Below are 16,473 nucleotides of genomic sequence, written 5' to 3' on the forward strand. Positions count from 1 at the left end.
CACCCGGGACATTCCGCTTGCGCCGGAGCCGACCTACCGTGGGTACCCATGCGGTTCCCCCTCACGAGCGTTCGGCGCCTCGGGCTGCCCAGACGGGCCGTCTCACAGATCCTGCTGACCCAACTGGCCATCGCCGCCGGGGTCGTCGTGCTGGCCACCGGACTGTTCCTGGCACCGCTCGGCGCACAGCTCGACGACCAGGCCATGCGCCGCGCCCTGGCCATCGCGCAGAGCACGGCGGCGGACCCGTCCCTGGCCGCCGACCTCCTGGCCTCCGAACCGACGGAGGACAGCCCGGTGCAGGCCACCGCCGAGCGGCTGCGCCGGGCCACCGGGGCCGAGTACGTGGTCGTCCTCGACCTGAACGGGATCCGCCACTCGCACCCCAGCCCCGAACGCATCGGCCTGCGCGTCTCGACCGATCCGAGCGAGGCCCTGGCCGGCCACGAGGTCATGGAGATCGACGAAGGCACCCTGGGGCGCTCGGCCCGCGGCAAGGTCCCGCTGATCGCCGCCGACGGAGAGATCGTCGGCGCCGTCTCGGTCGGCATCGCCTACGACGGCGTCCGCGACCGGCTGCTCGGCGCCATCCCCGGCCTCCTCGCCTACGCCGGTGGCGCCCTCGCGGCCGGCGCGCTCGTCGCCTACCTGCTGTCCCGCAGGATCCAGCGGCAGACCCGGGACCTGGCCTTCTCCGACATCGCCGGGCTGCTCACGGAGCGCGAGGCCATGCTGCACTCCATCCGCGAGGGCGTGATCGCCCTCGACCGGCACGGCCGGGTCCGCCTGGTCAACGACGAGGCCGTCCGCCTGCTCGGCCTCCCCCCGCAGCACTCCCCCGCCTCGCCCGGCACGGCGCACGGCGCAGCCACCACTGGCACCCCGGACCGGACGGACGGTCTCACCGGACGCCCGCTCGACGAGGTGCTAGGCGCCGGTCGCACGGCCGACGTACTGTCCGGCCGGGTCACGGGCCGGGACCTGCTGACCGTCCAGGGCCCCCGGGTCCTGGTCGCCAACCGGATGCCCACCGAGGACGGCGGGGCCGTCGCCACCCTGCGCGACCGCACCGAGCTGGAGCACCTCAGCCGCGAGCTCGACTCCACCCGGGGCCTGATCGACGCGCTGCGCGCCCAGGACCACGAGCACGCCAACCGCCTCCACACCCTCCTCGGCCTGCTGGAGCTGGGTCTGCACGAGGAGGCGGTGGAGTTCGTGACGGAGGTCGTCGGAGTGCACCGCAGCACCGCCGAGCAGGTCACCGAGAAGATCCACGACCCCCTGCTGGCCTCCCTCCTGGTGGGCAAGGCCACGGTGGCCGCGGAGCGCGGGGTCCCGCTGCGTCTGGCCCCGGCCAGCCTCCTCCCCGACCGCCTGGTGGATCCCGGCGGCCTCGTCACGATCGTCGGGAACCTGGTGGACAACGCCTTGGACGCCGCCGTCGGCTCGGCCTCGCCCCTGGTCGAGGTGGAGCTGCGCGCCGAAGGCCGGACGGCGGTCCTGAGGGTGCGCGACAGCGGCCCCGGGGTGCCGGCCGCGCACCGCGAGGAGATATTCACCGAGGGATGGTCGACCAAGCAGCCCGAAGCCCACCGCGAGCGCGGGCTGGGCCTCGCCCTCGTACGCCGCCTCGCTGAGCGGCAGGGCGGCACGGCCCGGGCCGGCGGGACAGAGGACGGAGGGGCGGAATTCTCCGTCGTACTCCCGGAGGCCCTGCGATGAACGAGACCCCGATCCACGTATTGGTCGTCGACGACGACGTGCGTGTTGCCCTGATCAACGCGGCGTACGTGGAGATGGTTCCCGGCTTCCGCGTGGTGGCCCGGGCCCATTCCGCCACCGAGGCGCTGGAGTTCCTCGGCGCGCACCGGGTGGACCTGGTCCTGCTGGACCACTACCTGCCGGACGAGAACGGCCTGGACCTGGTACGCCGGATGCGCCAGCTCGGCCACGGCACCGACGTGATCATGGTCACGGCCGCGCGGGACCTCGCGACCGTCCAGGCCGCCATGCGCCTCGGGGCGCTCCAGTACCTGGTCAAGCCGTTCACGTTCGCCGGCCTGCTCACGCGTCTGGAGGCGTACGGGGCCCTGCGCCGCACCCTGGACACCGGCGGTGAGGCCGAACAGGCGGTGGTCGACCGGCTCTTCGCGACCCTGGCCACAGCCGCGTCCCGCAACGAGCTTCCCAAGGGCCACTCCCACGCCACCTCGGAACTGGTCCGCCAGGTACTGCGCTCCGCCGGAGGTCCCCTGTCCACCCAGGAGATCGCGGACCGCGCGGGCATCAGCCGCCAGACCGCCCAGCGCTACCTGAAGCTCCTCGAACGCACCGGCCGCGTGAGCCTGGCCCTGCGCTACGGCGAGACCGGCCGCCCGGAGCACCGGTACACCTGGCTGCCGGCCCAGTCCGAGGGGGCGTGACGGCTCACACGGCCCCGGCGCCGGTCAGGGAACGCACTTCGATCTCGGCGTGCTTGGCCTCGTCCGGTTCCTCCACCGAGGTGACCGTGCCCAGCCAGCCCGACAGGAAGCCCAGGGGGATGGAGACGATCCCCGGGTTCTGGAGCGGGAAGTACTGGAAGTCCGCCCCGGGGAAGAGCGACTCCGGGCTGCCTGACACCACCGGCGAGAGCAGGACCAGCAGTACCGCGGGGATCAGTCCACCGTAGACCGACCAGACGGCTCCCCGGGTGGTGAACCCGCGCCAGAACAGCGAGTACAGCAGCACCGGCAGATTGGCCGAGGCCGCCACCGCGAAGGCCAGCCCCACCAGGAAGGCCACGTTGAGGTTCTGGGCGATCAGCCCGACCGCGATGGCCACCGCCCCGATGCCCACGGCCGCGACCCGGGCCACCGCGACCTCACTGCGCTGCCTGGCGTGCCGCCGCTTGAGGGAGGCGTACAGGTCGTGCGCGACGGAGGCCGAGGAGGCGAGCGTGATCCCGGCGACGACGGCGAGGATGGTGGCGAAGGCGATGGCGGCCACGAAGGCGAACAGCACCGTGCCACCGGTGGAACCTGCACCGCCGCCCAGGAACGCCGCCAGCAGCGGGACGGCCGTGTTCCCCGAGGCGTTGGAGGCCCGTACCTGCTCCGGCCCGAGCAGCGCGGCCGCCCCGAAGCCGAGCACGATGGTCATCAGGTAGAAGCCGCCGATCAGGCCGATCGCCCACACCACCGAACGGCGGGCCGCCCTCGCGGTGGGCACGGTGTAGAAGCGCGACAGGATGTGCGGCAGGCCCGCGGTCCCGAGGACCAGGGCGAGACCCAGGCTGATGAAGTCGACGCGGGCGGTCCAGTCCCCGCCGTACTTGAGACCCGGGGCGAGGAAGCGGGCCCCGTGCCCGCTGCGTTCGGCGGCGCTGCTGAGCAGCTGGCCGAAGTTCCCGTGGAAGCGGAGCAGCACGAGTCCGGTCAGGGCGATCGCCCCGCCCATCAGCAGGACGGCCTTGACGATCTGGATCCAGGTCGTGGCCCGCATCCCGCCGAAGGACACGTACACCACCATCAGCGCGCCCACCCCGACCACGGCCAGCGTCCGGGCGGCGGCGCTCGAACTCCCCAGCAGCAGACCGACGAGACTGCCCGCGCCGACCATCTGGGCGACCAGGTAGAGCACGGAGACGACGACCGATGAGGTGCCGGCCGCGATCCGCACCGGCCGCTCGCTCATGCGCGCGGCGACCACGTCGGCGAGGGTGAAGCGCCCGCAGTTGCGGACGAGTTCGGCGACGAGGAACAGCACGACGAGCCAGGCGACGAGGAAGCCGACCGAGTAGAGCATGCCGTCGTATCCGAAGAGGGCGATCAGCCCGGAGATTCCGAGGAAGGAGGCGGCGGACATGTAGTCGCCCGCGATGGCGAAACCGTTCTCCATCGGCGAGAAGAGTCTGCCGCCCGCGTAGAACTCCTCCGCCGATCCGTGCCGGTTGCGGCTGACCCAGGTGGTGATGCCCAGCGTGACCGCGATGAAGGCGCTGAACAGGATCAGCGCGAGACTCTGGTGCTCGGTGGTCACCGGCCGGTCCTCCTCGCGCGGGTCCGCTCCTGACCGCGCTCCTGCTCGAACACGGTCCAGCGCAGGTCGAGCGCCGCCCGGTCCCTGCGCAGCCGCGCGTGCCGGGAGTAGGCCCAGGTCAGGAGGAAGGTGCTGAGGAACTGCCCGAGCCCCGCCAGCATGGCGACGTTGATCGCGCCGTGCACGGGCCGGGCCATGACGCCGGGCGCGACGGTCGCGGCGACCACGTAGGCCACGTACCAGAGCAGGAACCCCGCCGTCGCGGGGACGACGAACCCGCGGTAGCGGCTGCGCACTTCCTGGAAGGCCGCGCTGCGCTGCACTTCGAGGTAGATGTCGGACGCGCCGGGGGTGGGGGGTTCCGGGGCCGCGCCGGGCGGCTCGCTCTCGCTCTCACCCCACCCGACGGCCAGCGCGTCGTACCAGGGGTCGTCGAGCCGGATCGTTCCGGCATCGGGACCGTCGTGCTTGTCCACCGAACTCTCCTTGTCCGCCGCCGCACTGGCCGCGTGCTGACAAGGATGTGCGGAACGGACGTTTCGAGACCGGTGTCCGGGGGCTCTTCACTCCTTCAGGTGATGGAGTGAAGGGCCCCCGTATCCGGGCGGACCCGTCAGGCGTCGATGCGCGAGCGGTCGAGAGTGGCCGCGGAGCTGGTGATGAACTCCTTGCGCGGGGCGACCTCATTGCCCATCAGCAGGTCGAAGACCGTCTCGGCCGAATCCAGGTCGCCGATGTTGATCCGGCGCAGGGTGCGGAAGCGCGGGTCCATGGTGGTCTCCGCCAGCTGGTCCGCGTCCATCTCGCCCAGACCCTTGTAGCGCTGGATCGAGTCCTTGTAGCGGATGTTCTTCCGCTGGTACTCCAGCAGGGTCTGGCGCAGTTCGTTGTCCGAGTACGTGTACACGTACTTGTCCTGGCCCTTCTTGGGCTGGACCAGCTCGATCCGGTGCAGTGGCGGCACCGCGGCGAAGACCCGGCCCGCCTCGACCATGGGCCGCATGTACCGCTGGAAGAGCGTCAGCAGCAGGCAGCGGATGTGCGCGCCGTCCACGTCGGCGTCGACGAGCAGGACGATCTTGCCGTACCGGGCGGCGTCGAGGTCGAAGGTGCGGCCCGAGCCGGCTCCTATGACCTGGATGATCGCCCCGCACTCGGCGTTCTTGAGCATGTCCGAGACGGACGACTTCTGGACGTTGAGGATCTTGCCCCGGATGGGCAGGAGCGCCTGGAATTCCGAGTTCCGCGCGAGTTTGGCGGTACCCAGCGCGGAGTCGCCCTCGACGATGAAGAGCTCGCTGCGCTCCACGTCGTCGCTGCGGCAGTCGGCCAGCTTCGCGGGCAGGGAGGAGGTCTCCAGCGCCGTCTTGCGGCGCTGCGCCTCCTTGTGCTGGCGGGCGGCGATCCTCGTCCGGGCGGCCGCGACGATCTTCTCCATCACGGCGCGGGCCTGCTGCTTGTCGTCGCGCTTGGTGGAGGTCAGGAAGGCTTTGAGTTCCTTGGCGACCACGGCGGCGACGATGCGGGTGGCCGCCGAGGTGCCGAGCACCTCCTTGGTCTGCCCCTCGAACTGCGGCTCGGCGAGACGGACGGTGACGACGGCGGTCAGACCCTCCAGCGCGTCGTCCTTGACCACGTCGTCCTCGGCGACGCGCAGCAGCTTCGCCGAGCGCAGCACCTCGTTCACGGTCTTGGTGACGGAGCGCTCGAAGCCGGTGACGTGGGTGCCGCCCTTGGGGGTGGCGATGATGTTCACGAAGGACTTCAGGCTGGTCTCGTAGCCCGTGCCCCAGCGCAGGGCGATGTCCACGCCGAGCTCGCGCGTGACCTCGGTGGGCGTCATGTGACCGCGGTCGTCGAGGACCGGCACCGTCTCCTTGAAGGTGCCCGAGCCGGTCAGGCGCAGCACGTCGCAGACGGCCTTGTCCTGGGCGAGGTAGTCGCAGAACTCGCTGATGCCCCCGTCGTAGCGGAAGACCTCCTCGGTCTTGCCGGCCCCGTCGATGCCGCGCTCGTCGCGGACGACCAGGGTCAGGCCGGGGACGAGGAAGGCGGTCTGGCGGGCACGCTGGTAGAGCGTGTCCAGGGAGAGCCGGGCGTCCTTGAGGAAGATCTGGCGGTCGGCCCAGTAGCGGATCCGGGTGCCCGTCCTGCCCTTGGGGATCCGCTTGACCTTGCGCAGGCCGTTGGCCGGATCGAAGGGGCTGTCGGGGCCCTGCTCGGTGAACATGCCCGGGACACCGCGGCGGAAGCTGATGGCGTGCGTCGAGCTGCCCCGGTCGACCTCGACGTCCAGCCGGGCGGAGAGGGCGTTGACCACGGAGGCGCCGACGCCGTGCAGACCGCCGGAGGCCGCGTAGGAGCCGCCGCCGAACTTTCCGCCGGCGTGCAGCTTGGTCATGACGACCTCGACGCCGGACAGACCCGTCTTGGGCTCGACGTCCACGGGGATGCCGCGGCCGTTGTCGCGGACCTCCACGGAGGCGTCCTCGTGGAGGATCACCTCGATGTGGTCGCAGTAGCCGCCCAGGGCCTCGTCGACGGAATTGTCGATGATCTCCCAGAGGCAGTGCATGAGGCCCCGGCTGTCCGTGGAGCCGATGTACATGCCGGGGCGCTTGCGGACGGCCTCCAGCCCTTCGAGGACGAGGAGGTGCCGCGCGGTGTAGTTGGAACCGTCCCGGTCTGCTCCGGACAGCAGCGCGCTGGAAGGCACGGACGTGTCGGCGGTCACGCAGTTCGCTCCTCGCTGAATTTCTTTTCTGGCCCGGTCGGGCGCAGGGGTGGCTGGGGTGCCGGTCGAAGGGTACCGAGGCCAGGTAGAGCCGATGCAACGCCACCCTCGCGCATTCTTCAGCCTAGTCCAGATCCGCACGGATGTTCGATCCCCCGTGGGGGTGAAGCAAACATCACGTTCCCTTCCGCGCATGAACCATTTAGGGTTCGGGCACGTCCTCATGAACAACCTGGCACCCAGCCGGGGGAGGATGGAACTGCGACAAGCGCACGACTGACAACGCGAAACCGTAAAGCAACGCAATACGGCTCCTTCGCCGCCAACCGGCAACAGCCGGCCAGCTTCGGAAGGAAGTTTCGAGGAAAAGCCGCGAGCGGGAACGTTTTCGGCCTGGTTGGATGTTGACCCTGGTACGACAGCTCGTCGAGCTAGAGAAGAGGCGACGTGACTACTGTTCTGACACCCGCGACCCCGCTGACGGCCGCTGACCGATGCGACCGTTGCGGCGCCCAGGCATATCTGCGCGTCGTCCTGCTGAGCGGCGGTGAACTGCTCTTCTGCGCCCACCACGGGCGTAAGTTCGAGCCGGAACTCAAGAAGATCGCCGCGGAAATACAGGATGAGACCGAGCGGCTCACGTCCGCTCCGGCTGCCAATGCCGACACCGAGGACCGCTGACACAGGCCTGTACCTCGCATCCGACGAGCCAGGACCGGCCATGCCGGTCGACGGGCGGCACCCCCGAGACCCGGGGAGGCCGCCCGTCCTCACATCCAAGCCCGTCCGCGCCCGGAGGCCGGCCGCCCGACGAGGGCCGCCGGCCTCCGGCCGTTCTACAGGACGGGCTCATTCGTTCGATGCCCCTCCACGGGCCCTGCTGCCGGTACGGAGCCCCTCGCGGCGTCCGCCGTGAGGTCCTGGACCCCGGCCGGCCGCGCGCCCGCCTGCGGGCCCGTCACGAACTCCGTCAGCGGAGCGATCCGCGTGTACACGCCGGGGCTGTCGGCCCGCCCGCAGCCGCGCCCCCACGACACCAGCCCGATCAGCCGCCCCCTCGCCACGAGCGGGCCCCCGCTGTCGCCCTGGCAGGCGTCCCTGCCTCCCCGGTCGCTCCCCGCGCAGACCATGGACTCGGCGCGGTACTGCCCGTCGGCGTCCCCCGGGTAGGCCCGCCCGCAGATGTCGTCGGCAAGGACCGTCACCCGGGCGGCACGCAGTGCGTACGCGTAGTCACCAAAGCCGCTCGTGTCGCCCCAGCCGTACACCGCGGCCTCCGTCCCCGCCGCGTAGGCGGTGTCCCCCGGGCCGGCCATCGGGATCACGTGCTGCGCGGGTACCGCCTCGACGAGCTCCAGCACGGCGAGGTCTCCGGCGTTGCTCCCGGGGTCGTACGCGGGGTTCACCCGGGCCGCGCGCACCGCGATCTCCCTGCCGTCGGTCGCCCGCAGCTCCGTACGCCCGGCGATCACCCGGAGGTCGGGAACGGACTCGACGGGGCCGCCCAGCACCTGGCTGCCCAGGCAGTGCGCCGCGGTCAGGACCGTGGTCGGGGCCACGACGACGCCTCCGCAGAACTGCCCGCCCCGCGTACCGCCGAACCGGTCACGGCTGGCGAGGGCCACGACCCACGGGCTGTCCGCCGCCTTCACCGGCTTCCCGCCGATCACCACGCTGTCCGCGGCCGCCCGCGGCGCCTGGGCCAGCGGCGCCGCGACCGCTCCCGCCGCCAGGGTCAGCGCTCCCGCCAGAGCACGGGCAATGGGACGACGCATGAGGCCTCCTGACTCCGAGTGTGCATGACTCCACTCAGAGTGGGATGACCAGTGGCCGTGCGCACCCGCGCACGGCCACTCGACGGCGGTCCCCGGCGTCGTTCGCCGGTCAGTCCAGGTAGTCGCGCAGCACCTGCGAGCGCGACGGGTGGCGCAGCTTCGACATGGTCTTCGACTCGATCTGGCGGATCCGCTCGCGGGTGACGCCGTAGACCTTGCCGATCTCGTCGAGGGTCTTGGGCTGGCCGTCCGTGAGGCCGAAGCGCATCGAGACCACGCCGGCCTCCCGCTCGCTCAGGGTGTCCAGCACCGAGTGCAGCTGCTCCTGCAGGAGCGTGAAGCTCACGGCGTCGGCAGGCACGACGGCCTCGGAGTCCTCGATGAGGTCGCCGAACTCGCTGTCGCCGTCCTCGCCGAGCGGCGTGTGCAGGGAGATCGGCTCGCGGCCGTACTTCTGGACCTCGATGACCTTCTCGGGGGTCATGTCGAGTTCCTTGGCCAGCTCCTCCGGGGTGGGCTCGCGGCCCAGGTCCTGGAGCATCTGGCGCTGCACGCGGGCGAGCTTGTTGATGACCTCGACCATGTGGACCGGGATGCGGATGGTGCGGGCCTGGTCGGCCATGGCCCGGGTGATCGCCTGGCGGATCCACCACGTCGCGTAGGTGGAGAACTTGTAGCCCTTGGTGTAGTCGAACTTCTCGACCGCGCGGATGAGACCCAGGTTGCCCTCCTGGATCAGGTCCAGGAAGAGCATGCCGCGGCCGGTGTAGCGCTTGGCGAGGGAGACCACGAGGCGGAGGTTGGCCTCCAGCAGGTGGTTCTTCGCGCGGCGGCCGTCCTCGGAGATGATCTCCAGCTCGCGCTTGAGCTTGGGCGCCAGCTTGTCGGAGTTCGCCAGCTTGTCCTCGGCGAAGAGGCCCGCCTCGATGCGCTTGGCGAGCTCGACCTCCTGCTCGGCGTTGAGGAGGGGGACCTTGCCGATCTGCTTGAGGTAGTCCTTGACCGGGTCCGCGGTGGCGCCGGCCACCACGACCTGCTGGGCGGGGGCGTCGTCCTCGTCGTCCGAGATGACGAAGCCCTTGTTCTCGCCGCCCTCCTCCTCCTCGTCCGCCTCGGCCTTCACGGCGTCGGGACCCTCCTCGGGGGTCTCCTCGTCACCGGCCTCGTCGGCGTCCTTCTTGGCCGCGGTCTTCTTCGCCGCGGTCTTCTTCGCGGCGGTCTTCCTGGCGGGCGCGGCCTTCTTCGCCGTGGTCTTCTTCGCCGCCGCCTTCTTCGCGACGGGCTCGGTTCCGGGCTCCTCCGCGAGGGCGTCCGCGGTCTCCGGGTCCACGGCCCCGGGCGCGGCGGCCTCGGCGGCGCTCGCCGTCGTCTTCGCCGCCGTCTTCCTGGCTACGGGTTCGGTGGCCGTCCGCTTGGCCGGGCTCTTCGCTGCGACGCTCTTGCGGGTGGTGCGCTTGGGCGACTCCGCGGCACTGACCATCAGCGTCACACCCTCTTCCTCGAGGATCTGGTTGAGGCTGCGCAGAACATTCTTCCACTGGGTCGCAGGAATCTGGTCAGCCTCGAAGGCCCGACGCACGTCATCGCCGGCGATCTGCCCCTCGGCCTTGCCCCGCTCGATGAGCGCCATCACAGACTCGGAATCGGCGATCTCCGGCGGGAGCGTACGGGATGTGCTGGCCGACACGAACAACCTCTCGGAACGATGGAAACGGCTTCCGACCCCGGGCCTCGTGGTGCTGGACCGGAGCCGACGACCACCGACTGGGGATGGGCCGGGGGCGCGGGCAGGGGCCGGGGAGCTGCACAGCACCCACAAGGGCTGCTGTTCCCTCCGTCGGCCATCACCTCTTAGGTCATCGCGGGACCTCGCGGAGCGTTACGCCCAATATTCGTGGCCCAAGTCACACCACCCGGGGATAGATGCCGGTCATAGGGTCATACGCCCGGGTCGTGGCGCGCCGGAGCCCCGACGGAGCGCACGGCAGGCCGTGCGGCGGGCGCCGGAAAGGTGCCGCACACCGGTGTCGCCGGACCCGACCGGGCCCGGCGACTGGTCGTGCACCCCCGTCCGTCCACTCCTCAGTGCTCGCGCGGGGCCGGGACCACACGCTCGACCTCCGGGTGCACCGTCAGGAGCTGGCGCATGGCGCTCTCCGCACCCGCCGCGTCACCGGAGGCGAGGGCCTCGACCATGCGGGCGTGATGCGCGACGCAGGTCTCGCTCGGCCGGTCGCAGGCGGTGACCGGGCTGCCGGAGACCTGGAGGGCGGCGGAGACGATGCCGGAGAGGTGCTCCAGCATGCGGTTGCCCGCGACCTGGATGAGCAGCGAGTGGAATTCGTTGTCGGCGCGCGCGAAGGTGATCGCGTCGCCCTGACCGAGGGCGTGGCCCATGATCTCGACCATGTCCGCGAGCCGCTGCTGGATGTCGGGGCGGCCGTGGCCCGCGGCGAGGCGGGCGGCGAGCGGTTCGATGGTCCAGCGCAGCTCGTTCAGCTCGCGGCGCTGGTCGTCGCGCTGCGGGCCGAAGGCCCGCCACTCGATGATGTCGGGGTCGAGCAGGTTCCAGTCGGCGACGGGACGGACCCGGGTGCCCACGTTGGGGCGGGCGCTGACGAGGCCCTTGGCCTCCAGGACCCGCAGCGATTCGCGGACGACCGTGCGGGAGACCTCGAAGCGCTGGCCGATCTCCTCGGGGACCAGGGGGCGGTCCGCGCCGAGGTCGCCGGAGACGATCATCTGGCCGAGCTGCTGGACGAGTTGGCCGTGCAGGCCGCGGCCGCGGCTGCCCGCCGCGCGCCGGCCGACACGGCTCAACTCGACGTCGCCGCCGTCCCATTGGGGCGCGCCGGGGCGGTCGGACCCGGGGGTCTCCGCGTAGGGGTAGCGGTCGAGTTCGCCCGGGCCGGCGAGGCCGGAATCGGCATGGCGGGCGGCGGTCATCATGGTGTGCGCAAGGGTACTCACGAATCCTTTGTCGGCCGTGCCTCCACCGCCCTTGAGGTCTTTGGTGAAAAGCACACGAAAGGGTGATCGGTGCCACCTACGCAATTGACGACTTATCGTAAAGAACCGGGCCTTTTACGGGGAGTTGCGGTCTGGTTGACGCGAGGCGGAACGCAATGGTCCCGCACGCGACTCCTCCTGCTCCGGAACGATCACCAACGGACCCTGCTGCGCAGTCCGGTGAACCCATAGGCGCACAACAGGACCATCAGCGAGAGCATGAGCGCGGTTCCGACGGGCTGGGCCATCACCCGCAGGGCCCCGAGGAGCAGGCGGTCGGCCTCCGGCGGCCACTGCACCCAGGCCAGACCCCGCAGCCGGGGGCCGAGTCCGGTCATCGGGTACGCGGACGAGCCCTCCAGCGCCCGGCGCACGAGCGGGACCACACCCACCGGTACGGCGAGCACCGCCGCCAGGCCGGCGGTGGCGGACCGGAAGACGCCCGAGGCGAGGACGCCGGCCCAGGCGCAGCCGATGAGCAGGCCGGCCCAGCTGGCGGCCGGGGCGAGCCACTCCGCCGGGGTGCGCAGCGGACCGCTGTCGAAGACGAGGGCCAGCGCGGCCGCGTCCGCCGTGACGGCCAGGGCGCCCACCAGGAGGGCCAGGGCTGCGGCCACGCCGAGCTTGGCCGTGAGCAGCCCCATCCGGCGGGGCACGGTGCCGCGGTCCGCGGCGAGCGCCGGGTAGCGGTACTCCTCGCCGAAGGCCAGGGCGCCGAGCAGCCCCGCCCCGAGCGCGGCCGGCGGCAGCGGGAACAGCCCCGGCCAGGCGGCGAGCAGCCGGTTCTGCGGTGTGTGTCCGGCCCTGGCCAGCACCAGGGTGGTGAGGACGGAGACGGCGACGACCAGGGCGGCGGTGAGGGCGGGCGTGGCGGTTCCGAAGACGCGGAGCAGTTCGTAGCGCAGCGGCCGGAGCGGTCCGCCCACGCGGCGTACCTCCGAGCCGGGCCGCCTCGAGCGGGCGCGCCCCGGTCGACCGTCGACCGCCCCTGCGGCGGCCTCCCCGGCCGCAGGCCCCGATCCCTCGCCCGGCAAATCGGAAGCGGAGGCGGTGTCGGGGGCAGGACCGGAATGGGGCGGCGATCCGGTCGCGGCGCGGGCGTGCGGGAGTGCCGGCGGCGCGCCGGCGTCGCCCGTTTCATCGGCGAGGCGGTGGACCAGCACCCCGTGCCGGAACGCCGCTTCGCCGACCTCGGCGCAGTTGCTCCCGTACACCGACAGGCGGCTGCCGCTCTCCTCGACGATCTCCACCATTCGATGCGCGGCCCGGGCCTCGCGGCCCAGTACGTCGGCCAGCCGGGCCGCGTGCGGGGTGCGCACCGCGACCCTCGGCCGCAGCCGGGTCCGGGCGAACTCGGCGGCCTCCTGGTCGGCGATGAGCCTGCCCGCCGCGATACTGACCACGCGGTCCGCGCTGCGGGCGGCCTCCTTGGCGTCGTCGGTGGTGAACAGCACCGCTCCACCGAGGGAGGCGTGACCGCGCAGCAACCCGTGCAGCCAGCCCCGTTCGCGCGGGGAGAGCCCGGCGCCCGGTTCGTCGAGGAGCAGGGTGCACGGATCGGCGATCAGCGCCGCGGCCAGCGCCACTCGGCGCTCCATGCCGAGGGAGAGGGAGCCGAGCCGCTGGTCGCGCAGCCCCGCCGCGCCGACGACCTCCAGCATGGTGTCGGCCCGTGAGGCCGGCACGCCCGCGGCGGCGCAGAGCATCCGCAGCTGGTTGCGGACTGTCCGCGCCGGGTTGCCGGGGACATCGCCGAGCAGCACGCCGACCTCACGGCCGGGATGCGGGATCCGGTGGAGCGGCCGGCCTCTGAAGTAGGTGACGCCGCGGCCCGGTTCGAGTTCGAGCATGAGCCGCAGCGCGGTGGTCTTGCCCGATCCCGGCTCGCCGAGCAGGGCGGTCACGGTCCCCGGGCGAGCCTCGAAGGTGAGGTCGTCCACGAGGGGCCGGCCGTCGTGGCGGGAGGTGCTGGTGAGTCCGATGGCCTGGAGCATCGCTTCTCTCGCGGGGTGTGAGACCGCTCTGCGGCAGCGTGAGTACCGCAAACAAGATAACGCGATATGTCCGATTTTCGACGCAACCGGCCCGTCGGAGCGTCAGACTTCGGGGCGCAGCATCGGCGGGTTGAGCAGTGTGGCCCCGCCGGCCCGGAACAGCTGTGCCGGGCGCCCGCCCTGACGGGTCGTCGTCCCTCCGGCCGGTACGAGGAATCCGGGCGTCCCGGTGACCTTGCGGTGGAAGTTGCGTGGATCCAGAGCGACGCCCCAGACGGCCTCGTAGACCCTGCGGAGCTCGCCGACGGTGAACTCGGCCGGGCAGAAAGCGGTGGCCAGCGAGGAGTACTCGATTTTCGAGCGGGCCCGCTCGACACCGTCGGCGAGGATCCGCGCGTGGTCGAAGGCGAGCCCGGCGGACGCCTGGTCCGGGGGAGCCAGCAGCTCGTCGACCGGGGCCCAGCGGGCGCTGTTGGCGTCTCCCCCTGCCCGCGGCGCAGGCAGGTCCGGAGCCAGCACCAGGTGCGCCACGCTGACGACGCGCATCCGCGGATCCCGCTTCGGATCGCCGTAGGTCGCCAGCTGTTCGAGATGCGCCCCGTTGTCCACGCCCGGTACCGCGGGGTCGTGCGCGCACAGACCGGTCTCCTCGGAGAGCTCCCGGGCCGCGGCAGCCCCCAGGTCCTCGTCCCCCCGGACGAATCCGCCGGGCAGCGCCCAGCGCCCCTGGAACGGTGCCTCACCCCTGCGGACCACCAGCGCGCAGAGCGCGTGGCGCCGCACGGTGAGCACGACCAGGTCGACGGTGACTGCAAAGGGCGGATAGGCCGACGGGTCGTAGGGCGACATGACGCGATCATAGTCGTCTGCCTGACGATAAACAGCTCTTTGGTGACCTTGGAACCACTGTTCTGGAGGCTAGCCTCCCAGTTGGAGCGCATCGGCCGCCTCCTCCACCATGGCCAGCCCCATCCTGCTGATCCGTACGGCGAAGGGCTCTCCCGCCACCCGCAGCCCCGAGAGCCGCAGCGCTCCGAGGGGAGCGCCGGGGAGCGGGACCAGGGCGACCGTGCCGGCGGGGGCGTCGGGGCGGATTCCGACGAGGGCGCTGAGCGCGTGGATCCCGGCCGCCGCCGCCACGGCCGCGGGCCTGCAGGCCGCCGGATGCGGGAGCGGGACACCGGCCGTGGTGCGCTGCTCGGAGGCGAACATCTCGGGCAGCCGGTACCCGAAGGCCTCGGCCGCGTCGAGCAGGCCTCCGAGCAGACCCGCCGCCTCCTTCTCGAAGCCCGCCTGGGCCAGGCCGGCCACGGCCACGGCGCTCTCGTGCGCGCGCACCGCACCGGAGCGGTGGCCGAACGGGTTGTGCCCCGGCTCCTTGACGGCCATGCTCCGCAGCCCCCATCCGCAGTCCATGGCGGGGGCTCCGAACAACCGGGCCAGCTGCTCGGTGCGGGTCCCGTCCAGGAGCCCCGGGGCGAGGCGGCCGCCCCCGAGCAGGCCGGTGTCGAGGAGGTGGGCGGCGGCCCCCGTGAGCCGGGGCAGCGGGCGTCCGTCGGGGTGCAGGGCCGCCGCGGGCCGGCCGCCGTCGGGGCCGTCGATCCAGAACGCGGCCCGGAACCGCTCCCGCAGCCGTGCCGCGCGCTCCCGCCACTCCTCGGCCCCGGGGCGCCCGCACGCGTCGAGGAGGTCGGCCCCCAGCAGGGCGGCCCGGTGGGCGTGGGCCTGGGTCTCGCAGCGCCGCGGCCCCGGATCGGGGTCGGCGAGGAAGCCGTCCTCCCCCAGCGCTCCGCGGAGCCATTCCAGGCACCTCTCGGCGGCCGGCAGCAGCCGGGCCAGCTCCTCCTCCGGCATGCCCCACAGCCGGGCTTCGGCGAGGACGGTGGGGAAGGCCAGCGTGGCTTCCGTGCCGGTGCACCCCGGGGGGAGCTGCGGGCCGGCCCCGCGCAGGGGGCCGGGGATCTTCCCTGCCCCGAGGCCCCGTCCGCCTGCCTGGGTCCGGGCCAGGACCCTCAAGGTGGCGGCCGCGAGGCCGGTACCCAGGGGCAGCGCCATCCGCGCGGCCCAGAGCGCCTCGGGCGGGGCCAGTCCCAGCCGCCATGGCGCGCCCGCCGCGGCGAAGCAGTCACCCGGCTCCTCCGGGTCCCTGAGGAGCAGCGCACCCAGGTCGGCGACGCTGCCGGCGAACCACGCCGCGGCCCTCGGATCGTCCCCCTCGGCCCGGGCTTCGGCGAGCGGGTTGGCCACCTGTCCGGCGGGCGCCCGCGTCGAGCGGTCCTGCGTGGTCCGCAGTTCGATGGTGCGGGACTCGCCGGGGCCCAGTTCGAGCTGCCAGCGCAGCAGTCCGGCCGAGGCCAGCGCGTCGTCCGGCGGCGGGTCGGCGGCGGTGACGGCCTGGGCCTCCCCCGTGCTCCAGCGCAGCCCTGCGGCGTGCACCCCGGCGGGCAGTTCCGGCCCGGTACGGCCGGCGGCCACCGCGGCCAGCTCGGCCAGGTCGGTACCGAGCAGCACCTCCACCGGAAGGCGCACCGGCCGCAGGGCGAAGCTACGCAGGGTGATCCGCTCGGTGCCGTCCGCGTGCCGGACCCGTTCCACACCGATGTCGGGGTCGGGGCCGGGCTCGGCCCCGGTGCGGACCGTCGCGGTGAAGGCCGCGCGGTCGGCACCGAGGCTGCGCCCCTGGACGGAGACGGGGTCCCGGCCGCCGACCCTCAGGACGCAGCGGGACAGCAGCCGCCGTCCGGAGCGGTAGATCCCGTCGGTACCGCGCCCGGTCAGCTGGCCGTGCTCCGGGGAGATGACCAGGCAGGGCGCGGCGACGCAGATGACGGCTCCGTGCACGGGCGGCAGCTCGGCCCTGCGGGCGCCGGGAACCGTTGCGGGGCGGGGAGGTGCGGGGTGGGACATGTGTCGCCTTGTCTGCGCTCCGGTCGGTTCGGCT

12 protein-coding genes are annotated in these 16,473 nt (G+C 72.5%); 3 read left to right on the plus strand and 9 right to left on the minus strand.

What is annotated here, in order from left to right:
• The first annotated feature begins 48 nt into the window (after positions 1–48).
• Together ACZ6Y1_RS13350 and ACZ6Y1_RS13355 are read left to right on the plus strand one after the other, a co-directional pair.
• On the plus strand, positions 49–1,722 hold the full coding sequence (locus ACZ6Y1_RS13350; RefSeq protein ID WP_469627238.1) for a sensor histidine kinase: 1,674 nt from the start codon (positions 49–51) through the stop codon (positions 1,720–1,722).
• Entirely contained in the window at positions 1,719–2,423 is a 705-nt protein-coding gene (locus ACZ6Y1_RS13355) for a response regulator (protein ID WP_469627242.1), read from the plus strand. Before ACZ6Y1_RS13350 ends, ACZ6Y1_RS13355 begins: the two co-directional genes overlap by 4 nt.
• A 4-nt stretch (positions 2,424–2,427) precedes the next feature.
• Here the strand turns inward: ACZ6Y1_RS13355 and ACZ6Y1_RS13360 are convergent, their stop codons facing one another.
• The 3 genes from ACZ6Y1_RS13360 to ACZ6Y1_RS13370 form a co-directional block, all read right to left on the minus strand.
• Positions 2,428–4,020 carry a solute symporter family protein gene (locus ACZ6Y1_RS13360; RefSeq protein WP_469627245.1) on the minus strand — a complete coding sequence of 531 codons (1,593 nt, stop codon included), beginning with the start codon at positions 4,018–4,020 and terminating at the stop codon, positions 2,428–2,430.
• On the minus strand, positions 4,017–4,496 hold the full coding sequence (locus ACZ6Y1_RS13365; RefSeq protein WP_469627248.1) for a DUF485 domain-containing protein: 480 nt from the start codon (positions 4,494–4,496) through the stop codon (positions 4,017–4,019). The genes ACZ6Y1_RS13360 and ACZ6Y1_RS13365 overlap by 4 nt, the downstream gene beginning before the upstream one ends.
• A 137-nt stretch (positions 4,497–4,633) precedes the next feature.
• On the minus strand, positions 4,634–6,754 hold the full coding sequence (locus ACZ6Y1_RS13370) for a DNA gyrase/topoisomerase IV subunit B (protein ID WP_469627251.1): 2,121 nt from the start codon (positions 6,752–6,754) through the stop codon (positions 4,634–4,636).
• Between the two features lie 447 nt (positions 6,755–7,201).
• Here ACZ6Y1_RS13370 and ACZ6Y1_RS13375 point away from each other — a divergent pair, with 447 nt between their 5' ends.
• Positions 7,202–7,435, plus strand: coding sequence for a DUF7455 domain-containing protein (locus tag ACZ6Y1_RS13375; RefSeq protein WP_243631750.1), 234 nt, complete (start codon positions 7,202–7,204; stop codon positions 7,433–7,435).
• A 155-nt stretch (positions 7,436–7,590) separates the two neighbouring features.
• Here ACZ6Y1_RS13375 and ACZ6Y1_RS13380 read toward each other — a convergent pair whose 3' ends face one another.
• From ACZ6Y1_RS13380 to ACZ6Y1_RS13405, 6 genes are all read right to left on the minus strand, one after another.
• A complete protein-coding gene (locus ACZ6Y1_RS13380; protein ID WP_469627254.1) occupies positions 7,591–8,529 on the minus strand; it encodes a serine protease in 939 nt (312 codons plus the stop codon).
• Positions 8,530–8,638: 109 nt separating this feature from the next.
• A complete protein-coding gene (locus tag ACZ6Y1_RS13385; RefSeq protein WP_469627258.1) occupies positions 8,639–10,222 on the minus strand; it encodes an RNA polymerase sigma factor in 1,584 nt (527 codons plus the stop codon).
• Positions 10,223–10,611: 389 nt separating this feature from the next.
• Positions 10,612–11,499: a FadR/GntR family transcriptional regulator gene (locus tag ACZ6Y1_RS13390; RefSeq protein WP_469627261.1), complete on the minus strand. Its 888-nt coding sequence runs from the start codon at positions 11,497–11,499 to the stop codon at positions 10,612–10,614.
• A 191-nt stretch (positions 11,500–11,690) separates the two neighbouring features.
• Positions 11,691–13,532: an ATP-binding cassette domain-containing protein gene (locus ACZ6Y1_RS13395; RefSeq protein ID WP_469627264.1), complete on the minus strand. Its 1,842-nt coding sequence runs from the start codon at positions 13,530–13,532 to the stop codon at positions 11,691–11,693.
• A gap of 102 nt (positions 13,533–13,634) precedes the next feature.
• The gene (locus ACZ6Y1_RS13400; RefSeq protein ID WP_469627267.1) at positions 13,635–14,381 is read right to left on the minus strand and encodes an NUDIX hydrolase; all 747 of its coding nucleotides are present in this window, start codon (positions 14,379–14,381) and stop codon (positions 13,635–13,637) included.
• A gap of 69 nt (positions 14,382–14,450) precedes the next feature.
• Positions 14,451–16,439, minus strand: coding sequence for a glycogen debranching N-terminal domain-containing protein (locus tag ACZ6Y1_RS13405; RefSeq protein WP_469627270.1), 1,989 nt, complete (start codon positions 16,437–16,439; stop codon positions 14,451–14,453).
• Positions 16,440–16,473 lie beyond the last annotated feature (34 nt).

This window comes from Streptomyces sp. NPDC053432, assembly GCF_055585365.1.

Coding starts and splice junctions, on each gene's coding strand:
- ACZ6Y1_RS13405 (WP_469627270.1), bottom strand. CDS start 16,439: ATGTCCCACCCCGCACCTCCCCGCCCCGCAACGGTTCCCGGCGCCCGC.
- ACZ6Y1_RS13400 (WP_469627267.1), bottom strand. CDS start 14,381: ATGTCGCCCTACGACCCGTCGGCCTATCCGCCCTTTGCAGTCACCGTC.
- ACZ6Y1_RS13380 (WP_469627254.1), bottom strand. CDS start 8,529: ATGCGTCGTCCCATTGCCCGTGCTCTGGCGGGAGCGCTGACCCTGGCG.
- ACZ6Y1_RS13350 (WP_469627238.1), top strand. CDS start 49: ATGCGGTTCCCCCTCACGAGCGTTCGGCGCCTCGGGCTGCCCAGACGG.
- ACZ6Y1_RS13395 (WP_469627264.1), bottom strand. CDS start 13,532: ATGCTCCAGGCCATCGGACTCACCAGCACCTCCCGCCACGACGGCCGG.
- ACZ6Y1_RS13355 (WP_469627242.1), top strand. CDS start 1,719: ATGAACGAGACCCCGATCCACGTATTGGTCGTCGACGACGACGTGCGT.